The 19,368-nt window shown below is 35.8% G+C and carries 15 protein-coding genes and 1 tRNA gene; 10 read left to right on the plus strand and 6 right to left on the minus strand.

Annotated elements, in window-relative coordinates:
* Window positions 1-19: 19 nt before the first annotated feature.
* From purH to rsmA, 3 genes are all read right to left on the minus strand, one after another.
* Window positions 20-1,552: a bifunctional phosphoribosylaminoimidazolecarboxamide formyltransferase/IMP cyclohydrolase gene (gene purH / locus BZG01_RS15445; RefSeq protein WP_180327346.1), complete on the minus strand. Its 1,533-nt coding sequence runs from the start codon at window positions 1,550-1,552 to the stop codon at window positions 20-22.
* 283 nt (window positions 1,553-1,835) lie between these two features.
* Window positions 1,836-3,197, minus strand: coding sequence for a magnesium transporter (gene mgtE / locus BZG01_RS15450; RefSeq protein ID WP_101310742.1), 1,362 nt, complete (start codon window positions 3,195-3,197; stop codon window positions 1,836-1,838).
* 23 nt (window positions 3,198-3,220) lie between these two features.
* Window positions 3,221-4,012 (minus strand): 16S rRNA (adenine(1518)-N(6)/adenine(1519)-N(6))-dimethyltransferase RsmA, encoded by a 792-nt coding sequence (gene rsmA, locus BZG01_RS15455; protein ID WP_101310775.1) that lies wholly within the window; start codon window positions 4,010-4,012, stop codon window positions 3,221-3,223.
* A 216-nt stretch (window positions 4,013-4,228) separates the two neighbouring features.
* Here rsmA and BZG01_RS15460 point away from each other — a divergent pair, with 216 nt between their 5' ends.
* Window positions 4,229-5,248 (plus strand): lysylphosphatidylglycerol synthase transmembrane domain-containing protein, encoded by a 1,020-nt coding sequence (locus tag BZG01_RS15460; RefSeq protein ID WP_101310743.1) that lies wholly within the window; start codon window positions 4,229-4,231, stop codon window positions 5,246-5,248.
* Window position 5,249: 1 nt separating this feature from the next.
* The gene (locus tag BZG01_RS15465; RefSeq protein ID WP_101310744.1) at window positions 5,250-6,431 is read left to right on the plus strand and encodes a hypothetical protein; all 1,182 of its coding nucleotides are present in this window, start codon (window positions 5,250-5,252) and stop codon (window positions 6,429-6,431) included.
* A gap of 50 nt (window positions 6,432-6,481) precedes the next feature.
* Here BZG01_RS15465 and recQ read toward each other — a convergent pair whose 3' ends face one another.
* Window positions 6,482-8,659, minus strand: coding sequence for a DNA helicase RecQ (gene recQ / locus BZG01_RS15470; protein ID WP_101310745.1), 2,178 nt, complete (start codon window positions 8,657-8,659; stop codon window positions 6,482-6,484).
* 265 nt (window positions 8,660-8,924) lie between these two features.
* Here recQ and BZG01_RS15475 point away from each other — a divergent pair, with 265 nt between their 5' ends.
* The 8 genes from BZG01_RS15475 (at window position 8,925) to clpX (ending at window position 17,990) form a co-directional block, all read left to right on the plus strand.
* The gene (locus BZG01_RS15475; RefSeq protein WP_101310746.1) at window positions 8,925-9,893 is read left to right on the plus strand and encodes a KpsF/GutQ family sugar-phosphate isomerase; all 969 of its coding nucleotides are present in this window, start codon (window positions 8,925-8,927) and stop codon (window positions 9,891-9,893) included.
* 27 nt (window positions 9,894-9,920) lie between these two features.
* A complete protein-coding gene (gene tatC, locus BZG01_RS15480) occupies window positions 9,921-10,745 on the plus strand; it encodes a twin-arginine translocase subunit TatC (RefSeq protein WP_101310747.1) in 825 nt (274 codons plus the stop codon).
* Between the two features lie 80 nt (window positions 10,746-10,825).
* Window positions 10,826-13,342: a DUF5686 and carboxypeptidase-like regulatory domain-containing protein gene (locus tag BZG01_RS15485; RefSeq protein ID WP_180327347.1), complete on the plus strand. Its 2,517-nt coding sequence runs from the start codon at window positions 10,826-10,828 to the stop codon at window positions 13,340-13,342.
* Window positions 13,343-13,449: 107 nt separating this feature from the next.
* Window positions 13,450-14,184, plus strand: coding sequence for an LPS export ABC transporter ATP-binding protein (gene lptB / locus BZG01_RS15490; RefSeq protein WP_101310749.1), 735 nt, complete (start codon window positions 13,450-13,452; stop codon window positions 14,182-14,184).
* 141 nt (window positions 14,185-14,325) lie between these two features.
* Window positions 14,326-14,407, plus strand: a tRNA-Leu gene (locus BZG01_RS15495).
* A gap of 107 nt (window positions 14,408-14,514) precedes the next feature.
* A complete protein-coding gene (tig, locus tag BZG01_RS15500) occupies window positions 14,515-15,864 on the plus strand; it encodes a trigger factor (protein WP_101310750.1) in 1,350 nt (449 codons plus the stop codon).
* Window positions 15,865-16,013: 149 nt separating this feature from the next.
* Window positions 16,014-16,688: an ATP-dependent Clp endopeptidase proteolytic subunit ClpP gene (gene clpP, locus BZG01_RS15505; RefSeq protein WP_101310751.1), complete on the plus strand. Its 675-nt coding sequence runs from the start codon at window positions 16,014-16,016 to the stop codon at window positions 16,686-16,688.
* Window positions 16,689-16,775: 87 nt separating this feature from the next.
* On the plus strand, window positions 16,776-17,990 hold the full coding sequence (clpX, locus tag BZG01_RS15510; protein ID WP_101310752.1) for an ATP-dependent Clp protease ATP-binding subunit ClpX: 1,215 nt from the start codon (window positions 16,776-16,778) through the stop codon (window positions 17,988-17,990).
* A gap of 30 nt (window positions 17,991-18,020) precedes the next feature.
* On the opposite strand, the gene BZG01_RS15515 is transcribed toward clpX, so the two are convergent.
* Together BZG01_RS15515 and BZG01_RS15520 are read right to left on the minus strand one after the other, a co-directional pair.
* Complete coding sequence (locus BZG01_RS15515) at window positions 18,021-18,869, minus strand: hypothetical protein (RefSeq protein WP_101310753.1); 849 nt, start codon at window positions 18,867-18,869, stop codon at window positions 18,021-18,023.
* 8 nt (window positions 18,870-18,877) lie between these two features.
* Window positions 18,878-19,363: a dihydrofolate reductase gene (locus BZG01_RS15520; protein WP_101310754.1), complete on the minus strand. Its 486-nt coding sequence runs from the start codon at window positions 19,361-19,363 to the stop codon at window positions 18,878-18,880.
* Between the last annotated feature and the right edge of the window lie 5 nt (window positions 19,364-19,368).

A 19,368-nucleotide genomic window follows, 5' to 3' on the forward strand; every position in this document is an offset into this window, starting at 1 on the left:
AAATCTCTGTTATCTTATTTTAATGCTTAAAATGTCTCATTCCTGTAAATACCATAGCAATTCCAAATTTGTTAGCTGCCTCAATAGAATCCTTATCTCTTATCGAACCTCCTGGTTGAATAATTGCAGTAATTCCTGCAGCGTGAGCGGCTTCTACGCAATCTGAGAATGGGAAAAATGCATCAGAAGCTAAAACACTTCCTGCAATTCGATCCGCCCCCTGACGAATGGCATTCTCCAAGGCCCAAATACGACTTACCTGTCCCGGGCCAACACCACATGTAGTTTTATTTTTTGCTATGGCAATTCCATTTGATTTTGCATGTTTCACCGTTTTCCATGCAAACATCAAATCCTCCATTTCACTTTCCGATGGTTCTCTTTCGGTAACTACTTCTAATTTTTCACCAATTAATTCCTTATCCATTTCCTGAATTAAGAAACCTCCTAAAACAGTTTTCCCTTTAAATGAGGAATAATCTGATTTTAAAATTTCCGGCAATTCCAATAATCTTAAATTCTTCTTCGCTGTTAATACTTCCAAAGCTTCTTTACTAAATGATGGAGCAACAATTACTTCCAGAAAAATCCCACTCATAATTTCTGCCGTTGCCTTATCAATTTCACGATTTGAAGCCACTATTCCACCAAAAATTGAAACCGGATCAGCATCATAAGCTTTCTGAAAAGCTTCTGAAATTGTTTTGGCACTACCAATTCCACATGGATTAGCATGCTTAGCTGCAACAATTGTAGGCTCTTCAAATTCTTTTAAGGTTTCCAAAGCTCCATCTGTATCTCCAATATTGTTGTAAGATAGTTCTTTACCATGGATTTTCTTAGCTGCAGTTAAAGTTCCTTCAGTTTCCTGAATTTGACTGTAAAAAGTTGCATTCTGATGAGGGTTCTCTCCATAACGAAGATCTTGCTTCTTTTCGTATGTAATCGTTAATGTTTTAGGAGATGTAATTTTCAGTCTTTTATTAAAATACCCTGAAATTAAGGCATCGTAATGAGCAGTATGTTCAAAAACCTTTGCTGTTAAATATTCTTTTGTTTCAAGACTTGTATCGTTGTCTGATTTTAATTCTTCAATTACTTTTGAATAATCCTCAGGATCGGTAATAACAGTAACAAATTTGTAATTCTTTGCTGCCGCTCTCAACATTGTCGGACCACCTATATCAATATTTTCAATAATTTCCTCGTGACCAGCCTCAGGATTTAAAATTGTTTCTTTGAATGGATACAAATTACAAACAACGATATCAATAGGCTCAATCCCTAGCTTATTCATTTGAGCGATGTGGGCTTCGTTATCACGAATTGCTAAAATTCCACCTTCAACATTTGGATGCAGCGTTTTTACCCGTCCATCAAAACATTCAGGAAATTTAGTAAGATCTGAAATATCCATTACAGGAATTCCTTCGGCCTTAAATTTAGCAGAAGTTCCACCTGTAGAGATGATTTCCCATCCTAAACCGGTTAATTCTCTAGCAAATTCAACAACATTTGTTTTATCAAACACACTAATCAGCGCTCTCTTCATAATTCTCTTATTTGGATATTTTTATAAAATGGCATAAATTTTATTTTCTCTCGAAAAATAAAACCGGCTCAAACAAGGCTGTAAATACTTTAATAGCAGATACTTATCCAGCCTTAAAAAACCTCATGCAAAGTTAAGAAAAACCTAAAAAAAAACACCGTCTAAAAAAGATTTTTATTGAACTTTTTCATTGAATCATAATATCAAGTAACTTTTAATACAAGGATCTATTTTTTTATACTTGAAATTTCCATTCTAATAAAATTACTCCCAAAAAGCAGAACTAAATAAAGCTTAAAAAATAGGCTCCAATTGATAGATAAATAAAAAGACCTACGATATCATTCAAGGTAGTTACAAAGGGACCTGTTGCCAAAGCAGGGTCAATTTTCATTTTATGCAGAGTTAATGGAATTAGTGTACCAAATATTGATGCAAAAATAATAACTGAGAACAAAGCAACCGACACACTTATTGTTAAGCTAAAAGAATGCCCTACCAGAAATAAGTTAACAATGAAAACCAAGCCCGAACAAATTATACCATTTACGAATGCACCCATCAGCTCTCTTAACAACCGACTGATTGTACTTTCAAAACCCAATGAATTACTTGCCAACCCCTGCACAATAATCGCTGCCGATTGAACACCAACATTTCCTCCCATTGCAGTAATCAACGGAATAAAAAATGCCATAGCTGTATAGTTTCCCAAATCACCTTCGTGTCTTGATATTACAAAGGCACTTATAAGTCCCCCCATTAAACCAATTAGCAACCACGGAAGACGCGCTCTTGTTTGAATCCAAACCGAGTCACTAGACTCAACATCTTCGGTAAGACCAGATGCCATTTGGTAATCTTTCTCAGCCTCATCACGAATCACATCTACAACATCATCAATAGTAATGCGTCCCATTAATCGTCCGATACTATCGATAACCGGTATTGCTACAAGGTCATACTTCTCCATAATCCGGGCCACTTCCTCATCCGGCTCATCGGTATGCACCGACATAACATCCGGCTGATAAATATTACTGATTTTTGCCGATGTCGGACTCAAAATCATAATCTTTAAGGAAAGAGTGCCCTTTAAAATACCATCATCATCAACAACATACACATAGTAAATCTCATCAATATCTTCAGCCTGGCGGCTTAATTCTCTCAAACAGGTCAGAACGGTCCAATTCTCATTAACCATCACCAACTCTTTCGCCATCAATCCGCCGGCAGTATCTTCATCGTAATGAAGTAAATCTACAATGTCGCCGGCTTGTTCAATATCTCCAATATGGGAGAGGATCTCCTCTTGCTGTTCTTCCGACATACCACCAATCACATCAGCGGCATCATCAGAATCCATCCTGTGAATAAACTGCTTTGCAATAACTTCAATAGGAAGAACTTTTAAAAACCGATCCCGGTCATCTTCTTCCAATTCAGCTAAAACGTCTGCTGCCGTATCAATATCGAGAAGCAAATACAGAAACTTAGCCTCCTCGGTATTTAGCTCATCATATATTTCGGCAATATCAGCAGGATGCAATCCATCCATCATACCAATTGCCCCGGCCTCATCCTTCTCTTCGATAATTCTTTTTAACTGATCGATGTACTCGCGAGTCAATTCAAATTGCATATCAATGTATTTTAGTTGTGATTTTATTCTCTTAATTCCGTGTTTATTAATTCTTCAATTTTATTGGTCAAATAAACAAACTGATCTACTGACAATTGCTCTGGCCTTTGCGCCATAAGTTCATCATCTAGCTTGTAATCGCCCAATACCGATTTTAAAGAATTTCGCAAGGTTTTCCGGCGCTGATTGAATCCGGATTTAACGACTCGGAAGAATAGTTTTTCATCACAAGCCAATCTGTCGGTAGTATTCCTTTCCATACGAATTACCGCAGATTTAACTTTTGGAGGTGGGTCGAATACCGTTTCACTAACAGTAAACAAATATTCTATATTATAAAAAGCCTGCATAAGCACACTTAAGATACCGTATGTTTTATTTCCAGGAACAGCTGCCATTCTTTCGGCAACTTCTTTCTGAATCATTCCTACAACTTCAGGGATTTGATCTCTATAATCCAAAACCTTAAAGAATATTTGAGAGGAAATATTGTAAGGAAAGTTCCCAATTACAGCAAAAGGCTCCGAAAATAGTCGTGATAAATCATATTTTAGAAAATCCTCTCCAATTATTCGTCCTGATAATTCCGGAAAATTTTCATTTAAATAAGCTACGGATTCTCTATCTATCTCAACAACATGAGTTTCAAACCCCTCTTCTTTAAGTAAATATTGAGTCAAGACTCCCATTCCCGGACCAACCTCAAGCACCTTCGAAACACCATCAGCCTTCAAACTTGCCACTATTTTTTTGGCAATATTCAAATCTTTTAAGAAATGCTGCCCTAAACTCTTTTTTGCCCTAACGTATCCCATATCCATCCAATTAATCCCTTTTATTTCAGCATCTCAAATTAACAAAAATTAAAAACAGCAGCTTTTCAAAGGAGATTTCAAACATTTACTTATTTTTGTAGCTGATTAATCGCCCGGCAAATTTAGGACTTAATAATAGAAACACAGCTTATACTTGCTTAAAATTTAACCTCAGTTAGTTTTTTCTATAAAATCCTAACTCTAAAATTATCAATTTTGAAGAAAAATCTCATACATATCATAAAATTTCTAATCTTCTTTTCAATTAGCTGTTTCTTATTTTGGTACGTTTATAGAGGTCAAAATACTTCTGAGCTAATTTTCACTTTAAAAAATGAAGTCAATTATTACTGGATTCTTCTTTCACTGTTTTTTGGTCTGCTAAGTCACATCAGCAGAACCATTCGATGGAACATGCTCATTGAATCCTTAGGGAAAAAACCCAGAACAATCAATACTTTTCTTGCGGTTATGGTTGGTTACTTTGCAAATCTTGCACTTCCAAGAATGGGCGAAATTTCAAGATGTGGCTTAATCAGCAAGTACGAGAACATTTCATTTTCCAAATTAATAGGCACAGTAGTTCTTGAAAGAGTACTGGATATAATCATGCTAATCATTTTTCTGTTAATCGCATTGTCAACACAGTTTTCGGTTATCTCTCATTTCTTCTCAAATAATCCTGAAGTCAGCAGCAAGCTCTCAAATGTATTTGCATCCGCAAATACCATATATGTAATTGCTGCTGTTTCAATCCTAATCTGGATTTTAAGAAAAAGATTTAAAAACACAGTTGTTTTTAAGAAGATTGATCAAACTCTTTCCAATTTTATGGCTGGCTTTCGTGCCATTAAGAAACTGGATAACAAATGGTCGTTTGTCTTCCATACTGTCTTTATTTGGATCATGTATTATTTGATGACGTATATCTGTTTCTTCAGTTTCGGATTTACATCAAATCTTCCCGCGATTGCCGGACTGACCGTTTTCGTAATGGGTAGTTTTGGAATGGTTGCTCCAGTTCAAGGAGGAATTGGTGCCTGGCATTTTATGGTGATCGGAACTCTCCTGATTTACCTTCCTGAAGTTGCCAACATCGAAACCATGTCGAAAAGCTTTGCTCTTGTTGTGCACGGTGCACAAACAGCTATGATTATCATACTAGGTGCAGCCTCAGTAATTGCTCTCCCAATAGCAAACCGAAAGCAAGTTAAATTAATAAAGTCCAAAATTTGAGATGAAAATCGATTTTACCATTTTTGAAGTTAACGATCTTCATTCAAAAAGAGAATTCATTGAACTTCCGGTACGACTTTATCAGAAAATGAAAAACTGGATTCGGCCTCTGGATTCGGACATTGAGAAGGTTTTTGATCCGAAACAAAACAAAATGTTTACTCATGGGGAGTGTATCCGCTGGATTCTTCAGGACCATAACAAACAAACCATAGGCAGAATTGCAGCTTTTATAGACCATAAAACAAAAGATTTAAACGAGCAGCCAACAGGAGGACTGGGCTTTTTCGAATGCATTAACAATAAAGACGCAGCCTTCGCTCTATTTGACACTTGCAAAAATTGGCTGAAAGACAAACAAATTGAAGCCATGGATGGACCAATTAATTTTGGAGAAAGACATCAATGGTGGGGACTTCATGTTGACGGAGATCACAAACCTGTTTATTGTATGTCTTACCATTTTAAATACTATCAGAATTTTTTCGACTCTTACGGATTCCAAATCTACTTTAAACAATATACTTACCGAACTAAGTTTGCAGTCGAAAGCTTAAGTGAAATTATAAAATGGAAAGCTAAAAGACTTCTAAACAACAACGAATACCAGATAATCCATTTCAACAAAAAAGACTCAGACAAACTCATAAAGGATTTTGTACACGTATACAACGAAGCCTGGGTGAAGGAGATACCTGGCATTGAAGGTATTTCCGAACAACAAACTCAAGACCTGTTCAAGACCTTAAAACCAATCATGCATGAAAAATTGATGTGGTTTGCCTATCACAAAAAAGAACCCATTGGCTTTTTCATAATGATTCCGGACTTAAATGAACTTCTGCAGCATATAAATGGTAAAATGAACCTTTATGCAAAGCTTCGCTTCATCTACTACAAGCACCTGCAAAAAAACAAAAATGCATTGGGTCTAATATTCGGAGTGGTTCCTGAGTTTCAAAAGCGTGGTATCGAGGCCGCAATGATTTACGAATTCTCCAAATCGGGTTTTGATTCCAACTTTCCATTTTTAAATTTAGAAATGAATTGGATTGGTGATTTCAATCCAAGAATGAGCCATTTGATGGAGCACATTGGTGCAAAAATCTACAAAACTCATTATACTTACCGAAAACTATTCGATGAAACAAAAGAATTTAAACGTTCTGTAATTATAAAATAAAAAAGCTGCTCGACTTTGAGCAGCTTTTACTTTATTTTACCTAGAATAATTTACAATCCATTTTCAGAATGATACAATATCCGCATTAAGCGAATGTCATCTTCCGAAAAATCTTCTTCTCCCAATTCTTCAAGAGCCACTTCAATACTATCGGTCTCGGCTTCGTCAAAATACTCCAGGATTTCCTCCTGACGATCCTCATCAATCGTCTCATCCACATAATAATTCAGACTCAGTTTCGTTCCCGAATAAACAATAGCCTCCATCTCACTAAGCAGATCAGAAAATGCCATTCCCTTAGCTTCGGCAATATCTTCCAAATCCATTTTCCGGTCTACGCTCTGAATAATATAAACCTTAAATTTAGATTTGTCAACTACAGAGCGAACAACCATATCTTGCGGTCTTTCGATATCATTCTCATCAACATGCTTGCCAATTAAACTAACAAACTCCTTTCCAAACCGCTTTGCCTTACCAGCTCCTACCCCTTGTATATGAGATAGTTCTTCAATATTTACCGGATAATGAATAGCCATTTCTTCCAGAGAAGGATCCTGAAAAACCACATATGGAGGCACCTCTTTTTTCTTAGCAACCTGCCTTCTTAAATCTTTCAACATTGACAACAATGCAGTATCGACAGTTGCCGTGCTGGCCGCTTTTGTTGCTTCCAAATCAACACCTTCAAAATCATGATCATCGGTAAGCATAAAAGGCACCGGATTTTTCAGGAATTTACGCCCTTCGGGTTTAAGTTTAATCACCCCATACTGCTCAATATCCTTTTCAATTAAAGAATGAACCAACGCTCTTCGAAAAACCATATTCCAAAAATGCTGATCCCTATCTTTACCGCAACCAAACATCTCCAACTCATCATGCTTATATGATTTAATCGAAGAATTCATTTCTCCGGTAAGTATATTAACCAAATGATCTATTTTAAAACGCTCCTTAACCAGCTTAACCAGTTTCAATGCTTTAATAACAAATTCTTCTCCCTGAAATTCTTTCTTAGGATGCAAACAATTATCACAATTGCCACAATTTGCATCAATATAATTCTCCCCAAAATAATGAAGTAAAATTGTTCGGCGACAAATAGCCGATTCTGCAAACGAAACTGTTTCCAACAAAAGCTGTCTGCCTATTTCCTGTTCTGCTACAGGTTTTCCCTGCATGAATTTCTCAAGCTTTTGAATATCCTTATAGCTGTAAAAAGTCAGGCATCGCCCTTCTCCTCCATCCCGGCCGGCTCTTCCTGTTTCCTGATAATAGCCTTCTAAACTCTTTGGTATATCGTAATGAATTACAAACCGAACATCCGGCTTATCAATACCCATTCCAAAAGCAATTGTAGCAACCACAACATCCACATCCTCCATCAAAAATTTATCCTGATTTCCGGAACGTGTTGAAGAATCCATTCCTGCATGATAAGGAACTGCTTTAATTCCATTAACCTGAAGCGTTTCGGCCAGTTCCTCAACCTTTTTCCGGCTTAAACAATATATAATTCCTGATTTCCCCGGATTTGCCCGGATAAACTTAATGATCTCTTTAGTCGCATTTACTTTTGGAAGAACTTCGTAATATAAATTAGGCCGGTTAAATGATGATTTAAAAACCAAAGCATCCAACATTCCTAAATTCTTTTGAATATCATGCTGCACTTTTGGTGTTGCTGTTGCAGTAAGTGCAATTATCGGAGCCGAACCAATTTCATTAACTATTGAACGAATCTTCCTGTATTCAGGTCTGAAATCGTGCCCCCATTCAGAAATGCAATGCGCTTCATCAACAGCGTAAAAAGAAATTTTCACCTGCTTAAGAAACTCAATATTACTTTCTTTTGTTAACGATTCCGGAGCTACATATAAAAGCTTGGTTCTGCCTTCCAGAACATCTTCTTTTACTTTTAAGGTAGCTGATTTGGAGAGTGACGAATTCAAAAAATGAGCTACGCCATCATCTTCACCAAAATTTCTCATTGCATCAACCTGATTTTTCATCAGAGCGATCAATGGGGATATAACAATTGCTGTACCCTCCAACATTAATGAAGGCAATTGATAACACAATGACTTTCCCCCACCCGTGGGCATCAACACAAATGTGTCGTTACCACTTAAGATATTTTGAATTACCGGTTCTTGATTTCCCTTAAAATTCTCGAATCCAAAATACTTCTTTAAATTAGTTGATAATTCAAAGTTTTTTCCCATGTTTCCTATTGATATGCTTTTTTCCCAAAAATATATGCGGTCGGCTAAATTAACATTTTACTTAGCAACCTAAAATTTTTAAATGGTAATTTTCACATCACCATTCATTCCCGTATTACAAATTTCGATACTTTTGTATTTTAAATTTAGATAAACACTTGTACAATTCAAAACAAAAACTGCAATTAACAGATTTTAACTAATTATTAAAGTTTCATTTATCTGAGTTTAATTAGCTTTGTACATAAAATAAAAACAAGAAGATTTGAAGCCTACATACGATATTAAGCAAATTGCAATAAAAACAATTGCAGAAGAAGAAAAAACCGTTGGTCAACTAAAAGAGTACATTGATGGAGATTTTGTTAATACTGTTGAATTGATCTTAAAAAGTAAAGGTCGGGTTGTAATTACGGGAATTGGTAAAAGCGCCAACATTGCCAACAAAATTGTGGCAACCCTAAATTCAACAGGTACCCCAGCCTTGTTCATGCATGCGGCCGACGCTATTCATGGGGATTTAGGAATGATCCTTCCTGATGACATTATTATTTGTATTTCGAAAAGTGGAAGTACACCGGAAATCAAAGTTTTAGTGCCACTCATCAAAAATATGGGAAATACGTTAATTGCGATGGTTTCCGGATTGGATTCTTTTCTTGCAAAAGAATCGGACTATGTTTTAAAAGCCGTTGTCGAAAAAGAAGCCGATCCAAACAATTTAGCCCCAACAAATTCGACTACTGCTCAGCTTGTTATTGGAGATGCTTTAGCAGTTTCCTTATTGGAATGCAGACAATTCACCAGTCAGGATTTTGCAAAATATCACCCGGGAGGAGCTCTCGGAAAAAAATTATATTTACGGGTTAGTGATCTTTACAAAATTAATCTGGCTCCCAAAGTATCCGAAAAAGAAAATATTCGTCCGATTATCCTTGAAATTTCCTCAAAAAGAATGGGGGCTACTGCCGTTGTTGATAAAGAGAATAAACTTGTTGGAATAATCACTGACGGTGACCTTCGTAGAATGCTTGAACAAAATGAAGATGTAAGTAAATTAACTGCCCGCGATATTATGTCTCCAAAACCGAAGACTATTGATCCGGATTCACTTGCAATTAAGGCTTTCCAACTAATGGAAGACAACAACATCACTCAGCTTGCAGTTGTCGAAAATGAAAAATATGTAGGAATGGTTCATCTGCATGACATCTTAAAAGAAGGAATTGTATAACTTGTCGCAATTTGTAAATCAATACGTATGTCGGATAAAGAAGCAACAAATGAAGAAAACCAGATGAGTTTTCTTGAACATCTGGAAGAACTAAGATGGCACTTAATGAGATCGGTTATTGCCGTTATGGTTTTTGCAATAGCTGCTTTTATCTTTTATGATTTCATATTTAATGTATTGATTCTTGCGCCCAAAAACCCTGAATTCTTTACAAACAGAATGTTTTTCAAACTATCCGAGTATACAGGAGTTGAATCTCTGAAAATTAACACCCATCCATTTCAGGTTATAAATATTAACATGGCCGGGCAATTTGCAACACACATAAGTGTTTCCTTAGTGATCGGTATAATTGCCAGTTTCCCATACATATTTTACGAATTCTGGAGCTTTTTAAAACCAGCTCTATACGATAATGAAAAGAAGCATGCAAGAGGATCTATTTTTTACACTTCATTTTTATTCGCTCTTGGAGTTCTCTTTGGCTACTACCTTATAACCCCACTATCAGTCCATTTTCTAGGATCTTACAGCATAAGTAATCAGGTTCTGAATCAAATAAACCTAACATCCTACATCTCATCTATTACTTCAATTGTTTTGGCAAGTGGTGTAATATTTGAACTGCCCGTTCTTATTTTCTTTTTAAGTAAAATAGGTTTGGTATCCCCTGAATTTTTAAAAAAATACAGAAAACACTCTGTGGTTTTAATTTTAATTCTTTCAGCAATCATCACTCCTCCGGATATCTTTAGTCAGATACTGGTTTGTTTACCATTGATGTTGCTTTACGAAATAGGTATTAAAATCTCGAAGCGGGTTCAAAAAAACCAACAAGCAAATTTGGGTTAAACAATTACACAGTTTATTTGTATTTTCACATGACTAAAGTCTGGGTTATTTTTTATCCGGACTATCACTATTGTATATTTATGAATCAGATTCTAAAAAAAGGATTTTTACTCTTTACTATTCTTATTATTTCAGGCTTAACCTGCTCTAGTTTTGCACAAACTACAAAAATAAGAGGCCGAATAATTGATTCGGAAACTAAAGAACCGCTTCCGTTTGTAAATATTGCATTCAAGGGAACTACCATTGGTACAACTTCGGATTTTGATGGACAGTATTTTCTTGAAACAAGAACACCATCAGATTTATTGTACATCTCTTTTGTAGGTTATAAAGAACAGGTATTTGAAATTCAAAAAGCCAGCTTTCAAACTATCAATGTCGAATTAAAATCAGAAACATTCGACTTGGCAGAAATTGTTGTTACTCCCGGAGAGAATCCTGCACATGTACTTCTCCGTAAAATTATCGCAAAAAAAGAAGCCAATAATCCTTCCCGGTTTGATTCGTACCAATACGAATCCTACACCAAAATGGAAATGGATTTGAATAATATCAAAGACAGTTTTAAGAATAAAAAAATCATGCGGCAATTCCAGTTTGTTTTTGATTACATTGACACCTCTGTAATAACCGGAAAACCTTATTTACCTGTTTTTATTACCGAATCTCTTTCGGACTATCATTTTCAGAAAAAGCCAAGAGTGGAAAGGGAAATTATAAAGGCATCGCAAATGTCTGGTATAAACGACAACGCCAGTTTGGCACAATTTACAGGTCAGCTTCATCAAAATGTAAATATTTACGACAACTTTATTGATCTTTTCAATATGGGTTTTGTAAGTCCTATTGCAGATGGCGGACTTCGCTATTACAAATATTACTTAACAGACAGCGCATTCAGGGAAGGTAGCTGGTGCTATCACATGTCATTTAAGCCTAAAAGAAAACAGGAACCAACTTTTGTAGGAGATTTTTGGGTAGCCGACACCACATTTGCCATACAAAACATGCAGATGCGTATCGCAAAAGATGTGAACCTTAATTGGGTTAAAGATTTGGTTAGCAACAATGAATTTCAGAAACTAAACGACAGTACCTGGTTCTTAAAAAAGCAAAATCTTTTTGTTGATTTTATGATAACAGAAAAAGATTCAACCAAACAAATGGGCTTTTTTGGCAGAAAATCAATTTCCTACAAAAATATTAAACTAAATGAACCAATAAAGGAGGAAATAATTAAGCTCGACAATAATGTTATTGTTGAAGAAACAGCCTTAAAACAGCCCAAAGAGTATTGGGACAATGCCCGTCCGTATCAATTATCAGAAAGAGAATCAGGCATTTACGCTATGGTTGATTCGATTCAAAACGTACCCTTATACAAAAATATAATTGATATTATCCAAACATTTGTTACAGGCTATTACGTGAAAGGGAACTTTGAATATGGCCCGTATTATAAACTTTACAGCTTCAACGAAATTGAAGGAAACAGATTCATGTTTGGCGGGAGAACTTCGAATCAATTCAGCACCAAGATAATGTTTAACGGTCATTTAGCCTACGGTGATAAAGACAATAAATTCAAATATGGATTGGGTTTTCTTTACATGATCAATAAGCTCCCAAGAGAAACTTTCGGAGTACAATACAAACATGATATTCAGCAATTAGGAAAAAGTCCAAATGCATTTACCGAAGGGAATATTCTATCCTCTATTTTGAAAAGAAACCCAAACAATAAACTCACGATGGTTAATCAACTTGAAACTCATTATGAGAAAGAATGGTTTCAGGGATTTTCGAACACTTTAAAATTTCGCTATCGTGACATTAATCCAACCCAGTATGTTCCATTTAATGCTCCTGATGTAAGCGGAGGAATACCTGTTCCTGGAATAACATCTTCGGAAATTGAGCTAAGAACCAGGTTTACCAAAAATGAAAGAGTAATAATGGGTGAATTCGAAAGAGTTCATCTGGGTGGACCATTCCCAATATTCAATCTTTACCTTACTATGGGCATGAAAGATGTTTTGGGTGCCGATCACAATTATCAAAAAATTGATTTAAGCATCGAACACACCATAGAATTACCTCCCTTGGGAAATCTGTACTACTTGGTTACTGCAGGGAAATTATTCGGAAAAGTTCCCTACCCACTCCTTCATTTGCACGAAGGAAACGAGACTTACGCTTTTGATCCGTATGCATTTAACATGATGAACTATTACGAATTCACAAGTGATCAATACGTTAGTTTATTCGTTGAACATCACTTTAACGGACTCATTTTAAACAGAATCCCATTATTCAGGAAATTAAAATGGAGAACTGTTGTATCGGGAAAAGGACTAATTGGCAGCTTAAGTGACAAGAACAATGGCTCATTAAACAATACTGAAGCTGAAATGATTTTCCCTAATGGACTTTCGGATGTAAGCAAACCCTACTTTGAAGCAAGTGTTGGAATTGAAAACATATTTAAGTTTATCCGAATTGATGCTATGTGGCGATTAAATCATTTGGAAGACAATCCATATCAGGATTTTGAAAATTTTGGTATCCGGGCGATGTTCCAATTTACTTTTTAATAATCAGAAGAAATTACTGACCGGCTTTAAACTTATATACAAAGTTTAATTCTCACAGATCTTTTCTATATTTGCACCATTCCGATCCTTAAATATATTGAACAACGATGATTTTAAGAGCTGAAAATTTAATAAAAAGATACAAAACCAGAACTGTTGTTAAAGGTGTTTCTGTTGAAGTTAAACAAGGTGAAATTGTTGGCTTACTTGGACCTAATGGTGCCGGAAAAACCACTTCATTTTACATGATTGTTGGGCTGATTCAGCCAAACGGTGGAAGAATCTTTTTAGACGACCGCGAAATTACAAATGAACCTGTTTATAAAAGAGCGCAATTAGGTGTTGGATATTTGGCTCAGGAAGCCTCTGTGTTTCGAAAGCTAAGTGTGGAGGACAACATCAGAGCTGTACTTGAAATGTCTGATTTCTCAAAAGAATACCAGAAAGAACGATTGGAAGAAATGCTGAATGAGTTTAGCCTGCAGAAAATCAGAAAAAGTCTTGGTATTCAACTATCGGGTGGCGAAAGAAGAAGAACCGAAATTGCAAGAGCTTTATCGATCAAACCAAAATTTATTCTTTTAGATGAACCGTTTGCAGGTGTCGACCCAATAGCGGTTGAAGATATCCAAGACATTGTTCGACACTTAAAAGATAAAAACATTGGAATTCTAATTACCGATCACAACGTACAGGAAACTCTTTCCATTACTGAAAGAGCCTATCTTTTATTCGAAGGTAATATCCTTAAATCAGGAACTGCTGAAGAACTTGCAGCAGATGAAGATGTAAGAAGAGTTTATTTAGGGAAGAACTTTGAGCTTCGAAGAACTGCAAAATAGCTCATTTTCAAGAGAATTGAATTGAATCAGTATTCGATCAAAATTCAGACTTAGTATATTACTCAAAAAAACTTCGTTTTTTTTTCTGGCAGGTATTGCAAATTATAAAAAACAGCTCTATATTTGCACCGCAATTAACCCGCGGATGTGGCGTAATTGGTAGCCGCGCTAGACTTAGGATCTAGTGCCGAGAGGCGTGGGGGTTCGAGTCCCTTCATCCGCACAATAAAAAGAATAACCTTAAACCGCCCGTACTTCCGATACTGATATGTGTCGATCGTGAGGCGGTTTTTTTTCAATTAAAGAGGTTTTATCTATAATAGCTAAAAAATGAACATTACAAAAACCAATATTGATGATTTAAATGCTGTAATCAAATTACAGATTGTTCAAGAAGATTACGAAACCCGAGTAAACAATGTGTTGAAAGACTATCGTAAAAAAGCAAATATCAATGGTTTCCGTGCAGGTAAAGTACCTATGGGTGTGATAAAAAAAATGTACGGAACTCCTGTTTTAGCTGATGAAATTAATAAAATTCTTAGCGATGAGCTAATGAAGTATATTCGTGAAAATGATTTAAATATCATGGGCGAACCTCTTGCAAATGAAACTGAGCAAAAGGAAATCAACTGGGAAAAAGACACTGAATTCGAATTCTCTTTTGATATTGCTTTAACTCCTGAATATACACTTAACCTAAGCAAGAAAGATAAAATCGACTTCTTCAAAATTATTGTGGACGAGAAAATGATTCAGAGCGGTGTTGATATGCACTCCCGTCGTTTCGGATCGAACAATGCTGCTGAAGTTGTTGAAGAAAAAGAACTTTTGAAAGGTAACTACGCTCAGGTTGATGCTGACGGAAAACTAATTGAAGAAGGAATTGTCAGCGAAAATGTTGCCATGTCTTTAGAATACATGAAAGACGAAGACGCTAAAAAGAAATTCATTGGAGCTAAAAAAGATGATGTAGTAGTTTTCAATCCTGCGAAAGCTTTTGAAAACAAATCAGACATCGCTTCTATGCTAAACATTTCGAAAGAAGAAGCTGAAACATTAGACTCTGATTTCCAATTTACAATTACCGAAATCACCAAATTTGTTAATGCTGAATTGAATCAGGAATTATTTGACAAAGTATTTGGCGAAGGAACTGTATCTTCAGAGGAAGAATTCAAGAATAAAATTAAAGAAGATATCGAAAAACAATTGGTTAACGACAGTGACTACAAATTCCTGATCGATGCCAAAGCTAAATTGGTGAAAAAAGCAAAAATTGAACTTCCTGAAGTATTCCTGAAACGTTGGATTGTTTCTACAAACAAGGATATGACCGTAGAGCAGGTTGATACTGATTTTGCAAATTATGCTGACGAATTCAAATGGCAATTGATCAAAAACAGATTAATTCAGGAAAATGATCTGAAAGTTAGCCAGGAAGAAGTTATGGAATTTGCTAAAAAACAAGCATTAATGCAATTCCAGCAATACGGAATGATGGATGTACCTGAAGAGTACCTAAACAACTACGCTCAGCAAATGATGCAAAATCAAGACGAGCAAAGAAAAATTTATGAGCGTAAAGCTGATGATAAAGTTGTTGAATACATCAAAGGAGCCGTTAAACTGGACGAAAAAGAGATATCTACTGAGGATTTCAACAAGCTGTTTGAATAAGTCGGTACACCTTAATAAGACATTAAACCACGCTTTAAAAAAGCGTGGTTTTCTTTTTGTCTTATAAAATACAGATTTTGTTAAGCCATTCTTTTCAAATGGGGAAAATTTAACTAATTTAGGTCTACGAAATATAAAATCACTTCGCTATGATACCAAAAGATGAATTCAATAAATTTGCTACAAAGCACATGGGCATAAGCAGCCTAAACTTAGATAGATACACTTCAATCCACAACAGCTACATCTCTCCTACTATTATTGAGGAAAGACAACTAAATGTTGCGTCAATGGATGTGTTCTCCCGTCTTATGATGGATCGGATTATCTTCCTTGGTATTCCAATTGATGATTATGTAGCCAATATTATCATGGCACAATTGCTGTTTTTAGAATCAACAGACCCATCAAAGGATATCCAGATCTATTTCAACACTCCCGGAGGTTCGGTGCATGCAGGTTTAGGAATTTACGATACCATGCAGTACATCAAGTGTGATGTTGCTACCATTTGTACGGGAATGGCCGCTTCGATGGGTGCTGTTTTATTAACTGCAGGAACAAAAGGAAAACGGTCTGCACTTAAACACTCACGTGTAATGATTCACCAACCAATGGGTGGTGCTCAAGGTCAGGCTTCGGATATCGAAATTACTGCACGCGAAATTTTAAAATTGAAAAAAGAACTTTATACTATTATTGCTGATCATTCTGGAAATACTTACGAAAAAGTTGAGAAAAACTCTGATCGTGATTATTGGATGACAGCCGCTGAAGCAAAGGAGTACGGAATGATTGACGAAGTGCTTATCCGTGAGCAATAAGCTAACTAAATAGAAATCAGAATAACAAAATGCAGAGTTAAGCGTAAAATTCTTAACTTTGCATTTTTAGTATAACAAATAAGAAATATGGATAAATGCTCGTTTTGTGGAAGAGAAAAGAAGGATACAAATCTTCTAATTGCCGGAATCAGCGGTCATATTTGCGATAGCTGTATCGAACAGGCCTACGCTATTGTGCAGGAAGAATTGAAGAATCGTACTGATATCAACCTAAAAGAGATTCAATTATTAAAACCAACAGAAATAAAGACATTTCTTGACCAGTATGTAATTGGACAAGATAATGCAAAAAAATATCTTGCAGTTGCGGTATATAATCATTACAAGAGATTACTTCAGGAGAGAGATGACGAAGATATTGAGATTGAAAAATCGAATATTATTCTTGTTGGAGAAACTGGAACAGGTAAAACCCTATTAGCCAGAACAATTGCCAAAATGCTTCATGTGCCATTCACTATTGTTGATGCCACAGTACTAACCGAAGCTGGTTATGTTGGTGAGGATATTGAATCGATCTTAACAAGGCTTCTTCAGGCATCAGATTATGATGTTGCTGCAGCTGAAAAAGGAATTGTGTTTATTGATGAAATAGATAAAATTGCCAGAAAAAGCGATAATCCTTCCATTACCCGAGATGTGTCAGGTGAAGGTGTTCAGCAAGGATTACTCAAATTACTGGAAGGATCGGTTGTTAATGTTCCGCCACAAGGAGGAAGAAAACATCCTGATCAAAAAATGATACCGGTAAATACCAAAAACGTTCTGTTTATATGTGGTGGTGCATTTGATGGTATTCAAAGAAAAATTGCTCAACGATTAAATACTCAGATTGTTGGATTCAATGCCAACAAAGAAAAAGAACAGATTGATCAGGATAATTTATTGCAATATATTGCCCCACAGGATTTGAAATCATTCGGTTTAATTCCTGAGATTATTGGTCGTTTACCTGTTCTTACCTACTTAGAACCTTTGGACAGAAGAGCATTGAGAAACATTCTGACAGAGCCTAAAAATGCAATTTTAAAACAATACACCAAGCTATTTAAAATTGACGATATCGAATTGACATTTGAAAACAATGCATTGGAATATATTGTAGATAAAGCATTGGAATTTAAACTTGGAGCCCGTGGATTAAGATCCATTTGCGAAGCCATCATGATTGATGCCATGTTTGAATTACCAACAAGCGGTCAGAAGAAAATTGATATTGACAGAAAGTACGCAAGTGAGAAACTTGAAAAAATAAACCTCAAGCGTTTAAAAGTCGCATAGAAAAAGCCGGATAATATCCGGCTTTTTTCTTTATAATGTTATTGATATATTTGCTCCGAATGCGCTTACTGTGGCCTTAGCATCACAATCAGACTCAGGATCTCCTCCTCCAAAATTTACTATACCATCACCAATATCACTTAATGAGAAATCGGCCTTCCCGCCTATAATGTTCTTGCACGAATAAGCGTAGATTAAGTCACTGCTACTTTCCAAATTAAACAATACTCCATCAGGAGTTTCCCCCGAAAGACTCGTTGTAAATTTAAAAACATCATCAATATAAGCAGGCGAACCTGCTTCGCTCTTAAGAAAAGTGTAAACATTGTTTATACTTGCAACAGTAACTGTATAAACCGTTTCCCCGGTTCCGTTAATTAAAAATTCCGCATTTTCCATTTTCATGGAAAAATCATTTCCAGCGGTTTCTCCGGTTATCTGAAAATCAACTGTTCCGGTTATGGAATACCCATAAGATGAAAAATCCCTTAAACGAATATCAAAAGATTTCAGATCTCCATCTTTAGGATCTACAATTACTTTTCCTTTAAACGCGGCACCATTCGAAGAACATGTTGCTGTTCCATAATCCAATACAATTGAATCAAGCACAGACGTTTCTGAATTTCGATGAACTGAAGCCTTCAGGCATTTAGCTACATTTGTTGTGATCAAATCACCTGTGAATTCCAATTTATGCATCGCTATACCATTCACATCCATTGCTAAATCGTTAAACACATTTTCTATTTGCAGAGTAAGCTCGGCAGGAACAGAGAACACATCAAGAATAATATCTTCAGGATCAGATCCTGTTGAACATGAATTCACCAATAAAACACAAAAGGATAATGCTAAACCTGAAATAAAACGCCTCATATATACTGCTATTTTCTAATGTAATCGATAAATGAATAAGGGACTTCGTTTTTTTCATCCGGAAGACAATCCTCTCTGTTGACAGATTTCCATTCTTTTAAATCCAAAACCGGAAAAAAAGTATCTCCTTCAAAATCCTTATGAACTTTTGTGTAATATATCTTATTAGCCTTAGCCAAAGCTTCTTTATAAATAGTTCCTCCGCCAATAATAAAAACTTCCTCCTGATCCGAAAATTTTTCCAAAGCCTCCTCTAAGGAATTAACAACAACACATCCTTCTGCCACATAATCCGCTTGACCGGTTATAATTACAGAAGTTCTGTTTGGCAATGGCTTACCTATTGATTCGAAAGTTTTTCTTCCCATAATAATGGTATGGCCTGTGGTTAAAGCTTTAAACCTTTTTAAATCGGCAGACAGCTTCCAGATTAACTGATTATCTTTTCCGATTACCTGATTTCGGGAAACGGCAACAATAATTGATACATTCATAATGT

Origin of the sequence: Labilibaculum manganireducens (assembly GCF_002843385.1) — a bacterium.
In the GTDB taxonomy this organism is placed as follows: Bacteria; Bacteroidota; Bacteroidia; order Bacteroidales; family Marinifilaceae; genus Labilibaculum; species Labilibaculum manganireducens.